This is a genomic window from Psychrobacter sp. 1Y6 (assembly GCF_052258385.2).
Lineage (GTDB): Bacteria > Pseudomonadota > Gammaproteobacteria > Pseudomonadales > Moraxellaceae > Psychrobacter.
On the sequence record NZ_JBQQEW020000001.1, the window covers coordinates 958,546 to 975,099 of the forward strand.

Here is a 16,554-nt window from a genome sequence, read left to right on the forward strand (position 1 = left end):
AATCAGTTAATAACACAGACGACTCAGTTTTAATTATAGTAATCGGGCGCTAGCGAGTTCAGTCAATTGATATAAGCCTGTACGATAACGGTTGTCAGGTAGCATGCTCAGTGCATCTTGTGCCAGTTTGGTTTCTTCCAACGCGCGCTGCTTACAATAAGCCAATGAGCCAGAACTACGTACCAATTCAATCAGCTGCTCAGCGTTTGGTGTCTTACCCGTTTGAACGGCGATACGTAACTGCTCATAGCCTTCAATGTCGCTGTCTTTGAGTAGCTCGAGTGCTTTGATAGTCGGTAGGGTAGGTTTGCCTTCAGCAAGATCATCGCCTAAGTTTTTGCCCATCACCTCACTATCGCCACTATAGTCGAGCACATCATCGATAATTTGAAACGCATTACCAAAATGCTGTCCGAAATCGCCCAATGCCGTCATATATTCTGTCTTGTCTTGTAATATAGCAGCACCTTGGGTCGCCATCATGAAAAGGCGTGAAGTTTTGCCATCGATAATGCGTAAGTAATCTTCCTCTGTCGCGGTAGGGTTATGTTGGTGCTGTAGTTGTAACACTTCGCCTTCAGCAATGTCACAAGTCCCATCAGAGAACACTTGCAACAACGGCAAGCTCTGAAAACCAACCAACAGATTGAACGCGCGCGCAATCAAATAGTCACCGACTAACACTGCAGTGGCGTTGTCCCACGTTGCATTTGCCGTCGGCTTTCCACGGCGTTGCCCTGACTCATCGATGACATCGTCATGGACTAGGGTAGCGGTATGTAGCATTTCAGTGATAGCAGCTAGATGCATGGCTTTTTCTGATGGATTGTCATCAAACATACGTGCGCAGAGCAAGGTAATCAGTGGGCGCATACGCTTGCCACCAGCGTTGATCACGTGTTGCGAAACGCTCATGACGAGTTGTACTTTTGAGTTCAAACTGCCAAACACTTGCTTGTCCATTACCTTAAAGTCATTGGCTACAATACTTTGAATATCAGCATAGCTAGGCGTCGATTGAGAGGCAGGCACGGTATTATTTAAAGAGGTACTAGTCATAATAAATAGTCATATTAATAAGAGTAAAGAGAGTTGGTATAACCTTGACTTTATCTATCTATAGGTAAGGTGTTATTTCGCTTATGATAGCATAGCTATCTGCTTAAATTGTTGGTTAAAGTATATAGCACAAGTAGGTCAAGCGTATGATATATAGGGCTTACTATGCCTATTGAATAGAATAAAAACGATAAGAAATGTCTTATGTTTTAAAAATATATCCTCTAGCGCATTTTAAGCTTATTGGTCACATAAATGATTCACAAAAGGCTGTAAGTAACTGATTACATAAGTTATAATGGCCGCTGTTGGGCTTAATCTATCACTTATCATTACTATTTCTCATGTTTATATTCGCATTGTCGTTTATCGACTTTCCTTGATGAGCAGCCGTTATAGTTAAATGAGAGATGGTCATTAGTGTAACCACCTTGCAAAAACAAGAGGCGCGGCTTGCTTTTATGAGCAAAAAGCCGTAAAATCTTGCCTTTAATTTTTCCCTGTCGTGTTCGTCGTAAAAGCGTTGGTATAACATCAGCCACGGCACACGGGTTAAACGGAGTCATACAATGTACGCAGTAATCAAAACTGGTGGTAAACAGCACCGTGTAGTCGTCGATGAATTGCTTAAAGTTGAACTACTAAAAGCAGAAAAAGGCGAAACAATCAAATTTGAAGACGTGTTGATGGTTGTTGACGGCGATAACGTCAAAATCGGTCAGCCTGTTGTTGACGGCGCTAGCGTAGAAGTTGAAGTTGTTGAGCATGGTCGCGGCGAAAAAATCCGTATCATCAAGCACAACCGTCGTAAGCATTATCACAAAGAACAAGGTCACCGCCAATGGTACACCTTGTTAAAAATCAAAGCGATTAATGCCTAATTATCCATTTAGCAATTATTGCTAAATAGCGCACTAAATGCTTAAGAGTTATCGCATCAGCGATAAGTCAAATTAACAAGGAGATTTTCTCATGGCACATAAAAAAGCTGCCGGTTCGAGCCGTAACGGTCGTGATTCAAACCCAAAAATGCTAGGCGTAAAAATCTTTGGTGGCCAAGCTATCACAGCTGGTAACATCATCGTTCGTCAACGTGGTACAGAATTCCATGCAGGCGAAGGCGTTGGCATGGGTCGTGACCATACTTTATTTGCACTGAATGACGGTGTTGTAAAGTTTGCGACCAAAGGTAAATTTAACCGTCGTTATGTTACGGTTGAAAACGCATAATTATCTATTTAGATCGTTTCATTCTTTGGATAAAATGATCAGATAATTAAAAAAGCCCTTACTGCCTTATGGTAGTAGGGGCTTTTTACGTTTGTAGGGTATCGTAAGTTAATGATAAGAATTAAGAAATGGTATTTTGAACAATATCACTCAACGCTAGCTCTTAAAATATACTATTTCAACAATCTTAACTAATATCTTTTTATGAAAGACGGATAGTTTGAATAAAAGATTTGATGAGATAGTAAATGAATCGTAGATAGGTTTGAAGGAAAAATGAAAAAACAGCACTATATTTCTCATAAGACCATGCTAAATATCCTTAATGACTTATCACCTTTCAAATACATCTATCTTTATGGATTCGTGCTCGTGTTTTTTACGCCGTTAATGTTTGGAAGTTATTTCTCGGATTTTACGGGAATAACACCCTTCGCTCAATCCATGGAGCTAGCACCGGGTAGAATAAGACTTTTGAGTGACCTTACAGTCTTGTATTTCATAATGATTTTTATTGCTATAACAGCTGCTTATTTTTTAAAAGGGTTGTCATTCGAGGTTGTCAGAGAATTTAAACTGGCTGCAAGAAACTCAGATAAGTTGAATCATGAAGTGGGAGAAAATCCCAAAAGATCTATTTTTATAACTGCATCGCTACTTATCGCTATCAACTTAGGCTGGATTTGGTTTTTTGGTTTTACATCAGCGGGTAGCTCTAAAGTAATGAGAAGTTATTTAGAGGGAACTGAAACTTTCATCATCATGGCTATTTTTTTAGGATTTCTAGCGAATTTTTATTTATTAATTTATGCATTATTAATGATGGAAGGCAGAAAGCACGTTATCTTTCAAGGAAAGTATTAGTCATAATAATGAAATTGCTTACCAAAATTGAGATGAGCATTCGGTTGTAGCAGACATATTTCTTGCTTTTTTAAACTATTAACTTACCTGTTTAAAAGTTTAGCTGTATTTATTAATACAGTTTTGCCAACTAATGATGCTAAATGTAAACTTTTACCGTGTAACTGCATTGGTTACAAGCGTGTATGGCAGCCGTAGTAAAGATTGCAAATCATGACTAGGCGCGTAATAAAAAAACTGGCACACTGTTGCCATTGCTGATGGTTACCAGTTTTAACTTGGTAAAATCAGTATTTATAGAAAACAAAAATTTCAATAGAACATTTTATTTTTAGCAACAACTTTAAAGCGATTATGCTTTTTTAGAGAGGATTTATGATGAACTTATCTACGAAAAAATCAACTAAACAAAAGATGATGAGTGGTGCTTTAGCAGGTGTATTAATGACATCGCTAGGTATCGCAGCGCCAATGATGGCATTGACTCAAACGGCTACAGCAGCTCCTGCTGATAACCTAACAGCTGCTAAACGTCTGAACAAATTGCTGACCAATACCAAGAGTATGACAGCCAATTTTAGTCAAACGACTAAAGGCGCGAGTAGTGGTACGTTTAAAGGCTCTATGAGTGTACAACGTCCAAATAACTTCCGTTGGGAAACCAAGTCACCATCAGAGCAATTGATCGTTGCTAATGGTAACTCTATGTGGGTTTATGACAAGGATTTAGAGCAAGCGACTAAGCAGAATGTTGATAGCCAAGTAGGTAATACGCCAGCTTTGCTACTGTCAGGTGATCCAAGCAAAATTGATCAAAACTTCAAAATCACTCAGCCATATGACAACAAAAACTACTATGTGCTCTATCCTAAGTCAGACAGTGCAAGTTTCAAAAGTCTTTCAATAAGCTTTAGTGGTGGCAAACCTGTCATGATGGTATTGAATGATACTTTGGGTCAAACAACCTCTATTAAGTTCAGCGGTATTAAGATGAACCCAAGTATTGGTAGCAGTCAGTTTAAATTTACACCACCAAAGGGTGTTGACGTTATCAATCAGTAATTAACAGATATATTGCTAGGTTTTGATATCAGTTCAAAATCAGCAACGTAATAAAAAGGACAGATCCTATGTGGTCTGTCCTTTTTTGTGTGAGTAACTATATTTTGTTTAGCAGAAAATTTAAGACATGGCTCGTATGGTTTCCATATCTGGCATAGGTGGCAGTTCATCCAGATGGCTTAATCCAAACGCGTCTAAAAACTGCGCAGTAGTATGCAGCAATGCAGGACGACCTAGAGTATCTTTAAAGCCTTTCTCCACAATCCATCCTTTATCAAATAACTGGCGCAGTATATTGCTCGATAATGTCACTCCACGCACATGCTCGATATCACTGCGTGTCACAGGTTGTTTATAAGCAATGACACTTAGGGTTTCAAGTAAGGCTTGGCTCAGACGTTCTTGACGCTGCGGAAAAGTACGCTGGATTAGACTGCTGTAGTCATCAGATATCTGTAAACGATAACCGCTGGCTGTCTCATGTAGCCTAAGCACACCTGTATCTAAGCGTTGTTGCAGCACCTCTAGGGTTTGATTTAATTCTTTAGTAGATAATGACAAATGTTTCTTTAACGCGTGAGCGGTCAGCGGTGCCTCTGAGGCATGCAACAGTACTTCAATACATTTACTCAACTCTTCCAAAGAATCATGCTGTGCCTCAACCGATGGAGATGTAGTCATAGTTATTGGTTCTTGGGTCTCGTCATGTTGCTTTGGGTCTTCAATATCTACCATCTAAAGTATGCTCTTATTTCAATATTGTGATTTTAATAGAGAGTAGTCTAAGAGACAGTCTTAGAGCCTACTAGGCTAACCACTGTAATGTGAGATTTGTGGATTCATTATTCATATTATTCTGATCAGAATTATTGGAAACAGAGTTGACGATACCGCTATCTGTCTCAATATTGACCACACCAACTAACTGCCGCTTTATAAGCTCAAGTACGGCGACAAAACTCACGACCACGCCTATTTTACCTTGTGCCTTATCCAGTAGCTCATAAAAGGAGCGCGCCCCATCTGTACTTAATTGTCTGCTAATACTGGCAATACGATCGGCAAGGGGTACTGCATCAACTTTGATCGTATGCATTTGATAGTCAGGCTGTAACTGCATTTTAAATAAGCTATCAATCAGCAAGTTAGGTGAGTAGCTTGGCAGTTCCGCATTCATAACGTCTTGACCAGGCATACTAACCATGGCCAAAAACACATCGCGCTCTAGACGTACTAGATTGTCTAGGCGCTGACTGACCACTTTGATTTGCGCGTACTCTTCGAGGCGTTCGATAAGTTCTGCTTTTGGATCACGCTCGTCGGTTGGAGTATCAGGGGCAGGCAATAGCAGTTCGGTTTTGATAGCGATGAGCGTTGATGCCATTAACAGATAATCACCTGCTAATTCAAAGTGCTCGGTATCCAATTCACCGATATAAGCTAAGTACTGTTCAGTGATAGGCAGAATAGGCATTTGGGTCAAATCGACGTTGTTCTTTTTGACCAAATACAATAGAAAATCCAATGGACCAGCAAACTGCTCTAACCAAATAGCAAAGGCTTGCGGCGGTACATATAGATCTTCTGGCAAATGCTGTACAGGCGTCTGATAGATACGTAGCGACATATCATGGTTGACTGATTTATCATGATCGCTCTGATTGTCCATAGGCTCAGAAGTTGAATCAGCCATAGCAGATAAGGCGGCATTAGACAAAGCCGCCTGTTTGGTGTTTGGTTCAGTTTGCACGTTTAGCACCCGCTTTGATCATAAATTGCGTCAGTGAAACGACTATTCCAGCAACGATTATTTAAGCTTAGCAAGCGGACGGATGCCGATAGCACGGCGAGCTTTGTCTAGTTGCTTACGACTATGACGACGGGCTTTATTCGCACCCATCTGCAAGATTTCTTCCAGCTCTTTTGGATTGGCCATCAGCTCTTCGTAACGTGCACGGAATGGCGCGATTTCATCATTAATCTTGTCAAACAGGGCTTGCTTAGCGTCGCCCCAACCAATACCAGCGGCATAACGCGCACGCATAGCAGCAATCTCTTCAGTGGTAGCAAATGCTTTATAAATCTCAAAGGTAGCTGAATCATCAGGATCTTTTGGCTCATCAGGTAGCTGTGAGTTAGTCACAATTTTCATGATGGCTTTATGCATCTGTTTTTCAGGACTAACCTGTGGATTTGGCTCACCGAATAGGGGGATAGTATTGCTATAGCTCTTACTCATCTTGCGGCCATCAAGCCCAGTAAGCAGCGGTATATCGTTATCAACGACTGCTGACGGTAGCGTGAAAAGCGACTTATAACGATGATTAAAAGTACCTGCGATATCACGCGCCATCTCGATATGCTGCACTTGGTCACGCCCAACAGGTACATGGGTCGCATTAAACATCAAGATATCAGCCGCCATTAGTACTGGATAACCAAACAGCCCCATGGTGACACCCTGATCAGGATCGACATCGGCTTTTTCTGTATTGATATCAACGGCTGCTTTATAGGCATGGGCGCGGTTCATCAAACCTTTGGCACATGAGCAGTTCAAAATCCAAGCAAGTTCTGGAATTTCAGGCACGTCTGACTGACGGTAGAACGTCACACGCTCAGGGTCTAGACCACAAGCAATCCACGTAGCGGCAATGGCTCTCGTCGATTCATGAATGATAGCAGGGTCATAACAACCAATGATGCCATGGTAGTCTGCCAAAAAGAAAAACGCTTCATGATCACTGTTTTGAATAGACTCAATAGCTGGACGAATCGCACCAACATAGTTACCTAAATGCGGAATACCAGTCGGTTTGATACCAGTCAGGATGCGCTTGGCTTCAGTTGAAGTATCAGAAGTTTGATTGTCAGGAGTACTGTTATTGCTCATGGAAAATCCGTTATTTTGTTTATTAAATTATTATCAGTGCATAGCTAAAATGCAAAATATTAGCCGCAAAGTATAGCAAACTTCACCAGTATTTTTGGGAATAAAGGCTTACTTATAGATATCGGTACGACCGTTTGGCCCATGTTTGAAGCGGCGATGAAACCACATCCACTGAGTGGGATCAATACGAATGAGTCCTTCTAAAACTTTATTAACCCGAGTAGCATCAGCGACTTCATCTTTACTTGGATAATTGTCTAATTCTGGCGTAATTGTTAAATGATAATGGGGACGTTTACCGCGCGGCAAGTTGTCAGGCGTTTGCCGATAAGTATGCAGTGCCATGACAGCTGGCGGCTGTGCTTTGCTACCCAGTTTCGCCATGCGACGCGATGCAGTAATCGTTGCGGCTGGCACACCGAAGAATGGCGCCATGACACCTTGCTTAAGACCATAATCTTGATCAGGAGAGTACCAGATGACGTGTCCCGCTTTGATAGAGGTAACTAAGCTTCGCATATCACGACTAGAGATTTGCTTACCAAAAATATTGGTACGACCATTATAAATAAACCAGTCTAATAAAGGGTTGTTCTGTGTACGATACATACAATCTACTGGGAAAAACTGTGCACATAATAGGCCACCCAAATCTAGCATCGTATAATGTGCACCGAGCAGGATAACTGGTCGCTGCTCATTTTGCGCATTAACAATATGCTGTAACCCTGAGATGGATACAGTTCTAGTAAATATATCTGGCCTGAACCAAGCGCATAACGTTTCAAACACACCAATGCCTTGATTTACAAAGACTTGCTTGGCCATTAATTCACGTTCAGCTTCAGGCTTCTCTGGGAACGCCAACTTCAGGTTGATTAATGTATCGCGTCTACGTGAGCCAGCAACTTTATAAATCAATATACCAAGCTTACGGCCTAGCCAAAACTGCCAACGTAACGGCAGATATATCATGGGTAGCATTATCAAAAACAACAGCCAAATGCCCCAATTCTTAGGTGATAAGAACTGCCACTGAAATGGCTTGTTATCTGCTTGCGCTGTACGCTTATGATTTTGGGTAATCGTCGGTGTGCCAGCCGGTATCGCAGGCGACTTAGCCGACTGTTTCGTGCTAGGGAGCACGCTGCTATTGGCAGATGGCTTGCTAGGGTCGAATTGTTCTGGCGCTTTCATAATATCCTTCTGCGGCACGGTTTGAGGCATCATGGCTAATAATAAAAAGTTACTGATATGATGGGGTAGCGTTTAATGCTTTGCAAGTTAGAATTTCTATAGACGATCTACTTTGTAGTGTCGAAACAAGGTGCTCATGTTGATTATCACCATAAAACAAAGCTTGTTTGATTAAGTCAATCAGATAATCAACACGCTATCAGTAGGCATAAAAAAACCTTATAAGCTGTGACCAGCTTATAAGGTTTTGCAAAACCAGACTCTTATTTAACTTTACTACTGAAGCTCTGAGAAAAAGACAACCGCAGCAAAAAGATAAGAGAGAGTTTTGATTAACGTTTTGAGAACTGTGGACGTTTACGTGCTTTACGTAGACCCAGTTTCTTACGTTCAACTTGACGTGAATCACGAGTAACAAAACCAGCTGCTTTTAGGGCAGGCTTCAAAGTTTCGTCAGCTTCGATTAATGCACGTGTGATGCCGTGGCGGATTGCGCCAGCTTGACCACTGATACCACCGCCTGCAACAGTTACATATAAGTCATATGCGTTAGCAGAGTCGAGTAGTTCTAATGGCTGACGTACAACCATGCGTGAAGTTTCACGACTGAAGTATTCGTCAAGTGGCTTACCGTTAACAACGATACTACCAGTACCTTTTGATAAAAATACACGAGCAGTAGACGTCTTGCGGCGACCAGTTCCGTAATTGCGTTCCATAAGTATATCCTTAGATGTCTAGTTCTTTAGGTTGCTGTGCAGTATGTGGATGATCAGTACCCGCATAAAGTTTCAGCTTCTTGATCATCGCATAGCCAAGAGGGCCCTTTGGAAGCATACCCTTAACTGCTTTGTGTAGAACATCTTCAGGCTTATGTGCAAGCAACTTATTGAAGTTGGTTTCTTTAATACCACCTGGGTAGCCACTGTGACGATAGTACTTTTTGTCTTGTGCTTTTTTACCCGTTACCGTGATTTTGTCAGCATTGATGACAACAATAAAGTCACCAGTATCAACGTGCGGAGTAAAAGAAGGCTTGTGCTTGCCACGTAAGCGAGTTGCGATTTGAGTGGCTAAGCGACCAAGGGTTTTGCCGTCAGCATCTACGACATACCAGTCATGGGTCACTTCAGCTGGTTTTGCACTAAGTGTTTTCATGATAAAACCTTAAAATTAGAATTCGTTGAGAGTTTAGCTGGGAACGGGGCTCTCAAAAAACAGACTGCACATTATAAGCAGTAGCGCCTACGCTTGCAAGCTGCATTGGGGTTTATTTTCGCCTTATATACATTAAACTGCAGCGTCGGCCAGTTTTTAGCGGTTCTAAACATTTGTAAAATACGTTAACGGCTTTCATTAACCCGACAATTATGACGATGATAGACGATAAAGTCCAGCGACAACTTGTCCGACTTTGGTTTGTTTCAAGCATTCAAAAGTGATTGGCTGCTGAGTAACGCTTGATTGAGGGTCTAAATTCTCATTTAGCGACGCTTCCAATTGTTTAAGCTGTGCTGACAAATCTTTATCAGCTTCTAAATAAATCAATGTTTCAGTATTTATTAAAACATTGGTAATAAGCGCAGTCAAAATAGGCTGCCATAAATCCTGAGCATAAGGCGGATCGATAAATACAATGTCAAAAGGGCGCGCAGTCAGCTGCTCTTGACGCAATACTTGCTCAGCAGTGCCAGTGATGATTTGATAAGCAGCAGATTCAAGGCGTAATTGCTCAGCGCTCTGACGTAGCATGTTACTTTGTGCTGGATTGATTTCGATAAATGTTGTGTGGGCCGCACCGCGAGATAACGCTTCAAACCCTAGTACGCCACTGCCAGCACAGCTATCGAGCACATGGGCATCATGAATGTCAGCGAGTAGCCAGTTAAATAAAGTCTCCCGCAAGCGATCTGGGGTCGGGCGCAGGCCATCTGCATCGATGAAACTTACAATACGGCGCTTAAACTGACCGCCAATGATGCGCACATCACCCACCGACACACTTTTCGCCTTACGGTTATTCTTTGGTGCGCGTCCATTTGAGGCTTTTTTCATTATTGTGTCTCGCTTACCAATTCTTTGCTAGGTTTTGCTTTTTATACTATTAAGTACTTAAACGTCTAGTTACTCAGATGTCGCTGCTGCCGCTTCGGCTTCCGCGGCTTCTTTCTCCTCCAATGCTTTTGCTTCTTTATCGCGAATGGCATCACGCATGGCTTTTTCAAAAGCCTTTTGGCGTTTAATGACTTTTAGCTCATCAGCAGAAGGAGGCAACACAGGATCTGTCTTGCGTTGTAATACCCAGTAATCAAATAGAGCACGGCCAATAGGCGCTGCAACAGCACTACCACCGCCACCATTTTCGACCAATACTGCGAGGGCAATCTGCGGGTCTTCTACTGGGGCAAAACCATTAAACCAAGCATGATCCCAGTGGCGCTTATCAATCGCTGACTTGTCGTAGCGTTTGCCTTGCGCGATAGACTTCACCTGTGCAGTACCTGTTTTACCAGCGATACGATAGCGTGGGGTATAGATACCGCGTCCTGTACCGTTTTCTACCACGCTTTCCATCGCATCATGCATGCGCAACCAGTCAGACGGCTTACCGTTATAGTCAATTTTACCATCTGGCTTAGTAATAATTTTGACGTCCGCGGCGCCGTCACTGCTCTTTAATAAATGCGGGGTGATATGCTGACCTTTACTGGCTGTCATGGCTGTAGCGTTAGCAATCTGTAATGGTGTTGCCAAGAAATACCCTTGTCCAATACTGACCGAGATGGTCTCACCCGGTAGCCAGTCCTTATCGTAAGTGTCTTTTTTCCATTTTGGTGATGGCATGATGCCTGATTTTTCATTAGGTAAATCAATACCAGTATCCTCACCAAAACCAAAGCGTACCATCCAATCGTGCAGACGCTGAATACCCATCTCATAAGCCAACTTATAATAATAAGTATCGACCGACATCGCGATGGATTTTTTTAGATCTACCGTGCCATGACCGCCACGTTTCCAGTCGCGGAATCGATGCGTGTCTCCAGGTAAGCTAAAGTAGCCAGGGTCATAGATAGTACTGTTCCAATCGCGTAGACCATAATGAATACCGCCTAAACCCTCAAATGGCTTGATAGTAGAGCCAGGTGGGTAGGTACCTTGTAGCGCACGGTTATACAGCGGCTGATCCAAATCTTCACGCAGATCATCATAATCTTTAAAAGAGATACCCGATATAAAAGGGTTAGGGTCGTAGCTTGGATTACTAACAAATGCCAAGACGTCACCGTTTTTTGGGTCTATCGCAACGATTGCGCCGCGGCGTCCATCGAGCTGCTGTTGGGCAATAGTTTGCAAACCATAATCCAAGCTCAACGTAATATCGTTACCCGCTATCGGCGGCTTGGTATCCAGTTGGCGTAAGATATTACCATGTGCGTCTGTCTCTACCGATTGATAACCCGGTTGCCCAAGCAAAATATCTTCATAGTAGTCCTCGATACCGATTTTACCAATCAAGTCAGTACCAGCGTAACGGTCTTTATCGATACGCTTTGACTCTTTGTCATTGATACGTCCGACATAGCCGATGACATGAGCAAACAGCTCATCATAAGGATAAGAGCGCGTAAGCTTGCTTTGGATAGAGACCCCACGGAAGAATGGCTTACGTTCACTAAACTGAGCCAACTGTGCTTCTGTTAAATCAATCTTAATCGTCACAGGATCGTTTTTATTTTTACTTAGACGCGCCAAGATGTCAGTGATATCTGTATCGGTTAAATCAAAAATCGGCGCAAGCAGATGCAACGTACGCTCAGGGTTTTCGACCTCATCAGGGCTGAGCATCGCTGTAAAGACTGGCTGATTGTCTGCCAGTATTACTCCATTACGATCATAGATATAGCCACGACTAGGCGGCGCAGATATCAGTTTAATACGGTTGTTATCGGCTTGCGTTGTGTACTGATCATGAGCGTAGACCTGCAAATATCCATAACGTGTTATCAAACCGCCCAAACCAATCAATATTATGATCCCAAAGATGATAATACGATTGGTAAAGGTGCTGTTGACCTGTTCGGTATTGGGAGTTATCGGTTTATTCATAGAAGATCAGAGCCCAAACGGTCAGTGAGTCAATAAAAGAAAAATAAGAGGGCAGGTTGGTTAACCAAAGTGCGGTGAGTCTAAAAGATAATGCAAATTATTTCAATCACATAGAAGGGTATGGTGTGAAATCGTCATGCAGTCATTTATACGCAGGTAGTCTTTGTTATTGCACTACAAATTATAACAGAACAAATGAGCAGGCGCAGTACTCAGTCATATATTTTGTCTTGATTATCTACTGACCAATAACTGGCTTATATTTAGGTTTTTGTTGGGTAGCAGACGATATGAACCATGTCATCTTTAGTCACAACTTGCCGCTGGTCTATATGTGCTAATAAATGGCAAGTATGCTAAAATCAGGCGATTTATTTTATAGTAGTTATTATGGGCGGAGCGTCTTTTGAAACGTTCTCATTTTGCTAAAGTCTCGTTATCAGTAGCGACAATATTAGCAACGACAATCAACCTGTCAGGGACTAGATAAGTCATGGACGTAAATTCATTATGGCAGACGATAGCTGAACACCCAGAGTTCTTTGCAATGCTGACCATTCCACCAGTGACGGCATTCGTCACTTGGGTACATGTGTGGATGGCGCTCAAGATGCTGTTCTATCCGGTCAAGTTCTGGGGTATTCGTATTCCTAACTTCCCATTTTTTGGGTTGCCAGGTATCGGTTGGCAAGGTATTGTTCCGCGCAAAGCGGGCAAGATATCAGGGGTTATCGTTGACCAGACGCTCTCAAAACTCGGTTCGCTTGATGAGTTTTTTAAGGCGATGGAACCTGAGCAAATGGCGATATTTGTCACTGATACGGTGGACAAAAACCTTGAGCCATTGATTGATGAGATTATGCTGGATCACTCGCCAGCATTATGGGGCAATTTGCCTTACGCCCTAAAGCGTCGTGTCTATGCGCAAGCTCATAAAGAGCTACCTAGTATTATGCAGTCGCTTGTGACAGATTTGACTTATCATGTCGAAGACTTGGTCGATATGCGTAAAATGATTGTCAATACCATGGAAAACGATCGTCGTCTGATGGTCAATATGTTTTTAAAGGTCGGTCAAAAAGAGATAGACTTTATCTGGCACATTAGTGCTTTGATTGGTTTGGTATTTGGTATTATCCAGATGTTTATATTTTTGGTGGTGCCGCAGCATTGGACCGTACCGTTCTTTGCCGCCATTTGGGGTTTTCTCACCAATTGGATTGCCATTTGGATGGTGTTTAATCCAGTAGAGCCGCACTTCATACCTTATTTGAAGCTGTTTACGGTGCAGAGTCGCTTTCCATTTATCAAACCCGTTATACCGCATATCGCAAAGTATCGCTTACAAGGTGGCTTTATGAAGCGCCAAGAGGAAGTTTCTGAGGTTTTTGCTGAAATTGTGGTAAAGGATTTGGTCACTTTAGAGAACATCATGAATGAGATGATGTATGGTGATCGCTCAGCGCAAACCCGTGATTTGATGAAATCGCATCTATATACGGTGCTAGAGTCACCAGTGATTAGCACGACATTACGTGTGGGATTGGGTCGCCGTGATTATGGACAACTTAAAAATACCATTATCGACAAATCTATTGTCGCGACGATGGTACCACTACGAGATCCTGAGCTAAATGAAAGCCGAGCCAGTAAGATATTTGGTCTGTTCCGCGATAGAATACGTGCGCTAACGCCAAATGAGTTTCAAAATCTGTTGCGTCCCGCTTTCCGAGAGGATGAGATGACGTTGATTGTTTTGGGCGGTTTGACTGGTTTTCTAGCAGGTTGGTTGCATTTAGTGTTAGTATTTTTCCCCTCGATGCAATAATGCATTAATAAGTATTTTTAATTAGTCATGAACGGCTGTATTGAATAAGCTTTGAATAACTAAAAAATGTAAAATTAGCAACAGATAAGCATTTTGTATCAATCATTCATATTGATACGTCACAATGATAGTAGCGGGTTTTATGTGCTTTTACAGCAATTGAAACCTCAGTTTTTAACCGTAAACTATGACCGCATAAAGGACTATTAGCGTTTGCCAGTGGCTAGCAATGCCATCGGTGAACCCTTAATTGTATCCAAGGTAAACAAGGTTAGACCGTATGTTAATCACAGAATTGGGTTATTTTGCCTTGCTGGCCGCTTTTATATTGGCGATTTTGCAGGTGGTACTACCAACCATTGGCGTCATGCGTGACCACGTCGCTTGGCAGCGTTTGGCGCCAAGTCTGGCATGGGCACAATTTGCGGCAATGATTACCTCATTTGCTGCGCTGATGGCAGGCTTTTATTACAACGATTTTAGTCTCGTCTATGTCACTCAGCATTCCAATACATTGCTGCCTTGGTATTACAAGCTATCGGCGACATGGGGCGGGCATGAAGGCTCGCTGCTATTGTGGATGACCATCATGGCCACTTGGTGTGCGCTGGTCTCTTACTTTAGCCGTGGGTTGCCGTTGTCTATGCGTGCACGAGTGCTGGTGATACTGGCAGGCGTGCAGATGATGATGTTAGCGATGCTTATCTTTACCTCATCGCCGTTTGATCGCACATTACCCAATCTACCTGTTGATGGCGCGGATCTAAATCCTGTATTGCAAGATTTTGGTCTGATTATTCACCCACCGATGCTCTATATGGGCTACGTAGGCATGGTTGTGCCATTTGCGTTTTGTATGGCAGCACTATGGGAAGGGCGTTTGGATGCAGTATGGACACGCTGGTCGCGTCCATGGGCATTGGCTGCTTGGGGATTCTTAACAGTCGGTATCGCGCTTGGCTCATGGTGGGCTTATTATGAGCTTGGCTGGGGCGGTTGGTGGTTCTGGGATCCAGTAGAAAACGCCTCATTGATGCCATGGTTGGCAGGAACAGCGCTACTGCATTCACTTGCTGTCACTGAAAAACGCGGTGTATTTAAAGCATGGACGATTATGCTCGCAATCTTTGCTTTTGCGCTTAGCTTGCTTGGTACGTTCTTAGTACGTTCAGGTGTCATTACCTCAGTGCATTCGTTTGCCGCTGATCCAACGCGTGGTCTAGTGATTTTAGTCATCCTCGGTATCATCGTCGGCGGTGGTCTGTTGATGTTTGCTGTACGTGGTTGGCGTTTGACGGTCGAGAGTCAGTATCGACTTATCTCACGTGAATCATTTTTGGTGATTAATAACGTTATTATTCTCATTTCAACCTTAGTGGTACTACTTGGTACGCTATATCCTATTATTGCTGATGCCTTTAATTTAGGTCAGGTATCTGTTGGCCCTCCATACTTCAACGCTCTATTTGTGCCGTTGACATGGCTGCTACTGGTGGCGATGGGTATGGGCTCCAATATCCGCTGGAAACAAGACAGCCGCCCGTTATTGGGTGCTGGCATGGTTATTGCGGTGAGTAGTTTGGTATTGGCCGCCATTATCACCTATTTCACCAGTCCATCAGCGATGCTAAATATCGGTGTCACGTTGGCTGTGAGCTTTTGGGTGTTGTTATGGATGGTTGTCGATTTCAAAGACAAGACCAAAAATGCACCAAGTCGTTTAAATGGCTTACGTCAGTTGCGTCTAAGCTACTGGGGTCAGCAAACCGCTCATATTGGCGTCATTATTGCGGTCATCGGCGTGGCATTTACCAGCACGTTGAGCATTGAGCGCGATGTGGCATTAGGGCCTAATGATAGTGTCAATGTGCAAGGCTATGATTTTACGGTGAAAGGTTTTAGTGAAGTAAAAGGCAGTAACTTTGACGCCACGCAAGCAGAAGTAACAGTCAGTAAAGACGGTCAAGAAGTGACCACGTTATATCCTGAAAAGCGTAACTATATTATCAGTATGATGCCGATGACAGAAGCTGCGATTGATGCCAATCTGATGCGTGATGTGTACGTAGCACTTGGTGAGCCAATTGCTGAAGATAGCAATGAATGGGCTTTCCGTATCTATGTCAAACCGCTTATCCGCTGGATATGGTTGGGTGCGCTTATCATGGCGTTTGGCGCATTGCTCAGTATGCTAGACAATCGTTACCGTATCAAAAAAACCAAAACACCTGCGCAAATCGCGGCCAAAAAATCAGGCTTCGCGACGGTTGCAGATTTGGATACGTCAGCTACAAAGATAGGGGAGCGTTAA

At 42.9% G+C, this 16,554-nt stretch carries 15 protein-coding genes; 6 read left to right on the forward strand and 9 right to left on the reverse strand.

All coding sequences use genetic code 11. The annotated features are described in order from the left end of the window. Window positions 1-33: 33 nt before the first annotated feature. A complete protein-coding gene (locus ACTXGF_RS17755) occupies window positions 34-1,059 on the reverse strand; it encodes a polyprenyl synthetase family protein (protein ID WP_296211439.1) in 1,026 nt (341 codons plus the stop codon). Window positions 1,060-1,628: 569 nt separating this feature from the next. Between ACTXGF_RS17755 and rplU the strand changes: the two genes are divergently transcribed. The 4 genes from rplU (at window position 1,629) to lolA (ending at window position 4,215) form a co-directional block, all read left to right on the forward strand. Next, window positions 1,629-1,940, forward strand: coding sequence for a 50S ribosomal protein L21 (rplU, locus tag ACTXGF_RS17760; RefSeq protein ID WP_057761012.1), 312 nt, complete (start codon window positions 1,629-1,631; stop codon window positions 1,938-1,940). A 91-nt stretch (window positions 1,941-2,031) separates the two neighbouring features. Next, window positions 2,032-2,289 (forward strand): 50S ribosomal protein L27, encoded by a 258-nt coding sequence (gene rpmA / locus ACTXGF_RS17765; protein ID WP_021813611.1) that lies wholly within the window; start codon window positions 2,032-2,034, stop codon window positions 2,287-2,289. Window positions 2,290-2,565: 276 nt separating this feature from the next. After that, window positions 2,566-3,153 carry a hypothetical protein gene (locus tag ACTXGF_RS17770; RefSeq protein ID WP_443533912.1) on the forward strand — a complete coding sequence of 196 codons (588 nt, stop codon included), beginning with the start codon at window positions 2,566-2,568 and terminating at the stop codon, window positions 3,151-3,153. A gap of 378 nt (window positions 3,154-3,531) precedes the next feature. Further along, entirely contained in the window at window positions 3,532-4,215 is a 684-nt protein-coding gene (gene lolA / locus ACTXGF_RS17775; RefSeq protein ID WP_185156619.1) for an outer membrane lipoprotein periplasmic chaperone LolA, read from the forward strand. 120 nt (window positions 4,216-4,335) lie between these two features. Here lolA and scpB read toward each other — a convergent pair whose 3' ends face one another. The 8 genes from scpB to mrdA all read right to left on the reverse strand — a co-directional run bounded on the left by scpB (window position 4,336) and on the right by mrdA (window position 12,415). Next, window positions 4,336-4,896 carry an SMC-Scp complex subunit ScpB gene (gene scpB / locus ACTXGF_RS17780; protein ID WP_443533911.1) on the reverse strand — a complete coding sequence of 187 codons (561 nt, stop codon included), beginning with the start codon at window positions 4,894-4,896 and terminating at the stop codon, window positions 4,336-4,338. A gap of 124 nt (window positions 4,897-5,020) precedes the next feature. Then, entirely contained in the window at window positions 5,021-5,884 is an 864-nt protein-coding gene (locus ACTXGF_RS17785) for a segregation and condensation protein A (protein WP_443534050.1), read from the reverse strand. Between the two features lie 138 nt (window positions 5,885-6,022). Continuing rightward, the gene (gene trpS, locus ACTXGF_RS17790) at window positions 6,023-7,108 is read right to left on the reverse strand and encodes a tryptophan--tRNA ligase (RefSeq protein ID WP_443533909.1); all 1,086 of its coding nucleotides are present in this window, start codon (window positions 7,106-7,108) and stop codon (window positions 6,023-6,025) included. 108 nt (window positions 7,109-7,216) lie between these two features. After that, window positions 7,217-8,305, reverse strand: a complete 1,089-nt coding sequence (locus tag ACTXGF_RS17795; RefSeq protein WP_443533908.1) for an LpxL/LpxP family acyltransferase — start codon at window positions 8,303-8,305, stop codon at window positions 7,217-7,219. Window positions 8,306-8,637: 332 nt separating this feature from the next. Beyond that, complete coding sequence (gene rpsI, locus ACTXGF_RS17800) at window positions 8,638-9,024, reverse strand: 30S ribosomal protein S9 (RefSeq protein ID WP_021813618.1); 387 nt, start codon at window positions 9,022-9,024, stop codon at window positions 8,638-8,640. Between the two features lie 10 nt (window positions 9,025-9,034). After that, entirely contained in the window at window positions 9,035-9,463 is a 429-nt protein-coding gene (gene rplM / locus ACTXGF_RS17805) for a 50S ribosomal protein L13 (RefSeq protein WP_057761004.1), read from the reverse strand. A gap of 210 nt (window positions 9,464-9,673) precedes the next feature. Beyond that, the gene (gene rsmD, locus ACTXGF_RS17810; RefSeq protein ID WP_443533906.1) at window positions 9,674-10,360 is read right to left on the reverse strand and encodes a 16S rRNA (guanine(966)-N(2))-methyltransferase RsmD; all 687 of its coding nucleotides are present in this window, start codon (window positions 10,358-10,360) and stop codon (window positions 9,674-9,676) included. 69 nt (window positions 10,361-10,429) lie between these two features. Then, a complete protein-coding gene (gene mrdA / locus ACTXGF_RS17815) occupies window positions 10,430-12,415 on the reverse strand; it encodes a penicillin-binding protein 2 (protein ID WP_191113959.1) in 1,986 nt (661 codons plus the stop codon). 493 nt (window positions 12,416-12,908) lie between these two features. Here mrdA and ACTXGF_RS17820 point away from each other — a divergent pair, with 493 nt between their 5' ends. Both ACTXGF_RS17820 and ACTXGF_RS17825 read left to right on the forward strand, forming a co-directional pair. Next, window positions 12,909-14,243, forward strand: coding sequence for a DUF445 domain-containing protein (locus ACTXGF_RS17820; RefSeq protein WP_101206367.1), 1,335 nt, complete (start codon window positions 12,909-12,911; stop codon window positions 14,241-14,243). A gap of 280 nt (window positions 14,244-14,523) precedes the next feature. After that, entirely contained in the window at window positions 14,524-16,554 is a 2,031-nt protein-coding gene (locus tag ACTXGF_RS17825; RefSeq protein ID WP_201571266.1) for a heme lyase CcmF/NrfE family subunit, read from the forward strand.

Coding starts and splice junctions, on each gene's coding strand:
- trpS (WP_443533909.1), bottom strand. CDS start 7,108: ATGAGCAATAACAGTACTCCTGACAATCAAACTTCTGATACTTCAACT.
- rplM (WP_057761004.1), bottom strand. CDS start 9,463: ATGAAAACACTTAGTGCAAAACCAGCTGAAGTGACCCATGACTGGTAT.
- mrdA (WP_191113959.1), bottom strand. CDS start 12,415: ATGAATAAACCGATAACTCCCAATACCGAACAGGTCAACAGCACCTTT.
- rplU (WP_057761012.1), top strand. CDS start 1,629: ATGTACGCAGTAATCAAAACTGGTGGTAAACAGCACCGTGTAGTCGTC.
- ACTXGF_RS17785 (WP_443534050.1), bottom strand. CDS start 5,884: ATGGACAATCAGAGCGATCATGATAAATCAGTCAACCATGATATGTCG.
- rpmA (WP_021813611.1), top strand. CDS start 2,032: ATGGCACATAAAAAAGCTGCCGGTTCGAGCCGTAACGGTCGTGATTCA.
- ACTXGF_RS17820 (WP_101206367.1), top strand. CDS start 12,909: ATGGACGTAAATTCATTATGGCAGACGATAGCTGAACACCCAGAGTTC.
- ACTXGF_RS17825 (WP_201571266.1), top strand. CDS start 14,524: ATGTTAATCACAGAATTGGGTTATTTTGCCTTGCTGGCCGCTTTTATA.
- lolA (WP_185156619.1), top strand. CDS start 3,532: ATGAACTTATCTACGAAAAAATCAACTAAACAAAAGATGATGAGTGGT.
- ACTXGF_RS17755 (WP_296211439.1), bottom strand. CDS start 1,059: ATGACTAGTACCTCTTTAAATAATACCGTGCCTGCCTCTCAATCGACG.
- ACTXGF_RS17770 (WP_443533912.1), top strand. CDS start 2,566: ATGAAAAAACAGCACTATATTTCTCATAAGACCATGCTAAATATCCTT.
- rpsI (WP_021813618.1), bottom strand. CDS start 9,024: ATGGAACGCAATTACGGAACTGGTCGCCGCAAGACGTCTACTGCTCGT.
- scpB (WP_443533911.1), bottom strand. CDS start 4,896: ATGACTACATCTCCATCGGTTGAGGCACAGCATGATTCTTTGGAAGAG.
- ACTXGF_RS17795 (WP_443533908.1), bottom strand. CDS start 8,305: ATGAAAGCGCCAGAACAATTCGACCCTAGCAAGCCATCTGCCAATAGC.
- rsmD (WP_443533906.1), bottom strand. CDS start 10,360: ATGAAAAAAGCCTCAAATGGACGCGCACCAAAGAATAACCGTAAGGCG.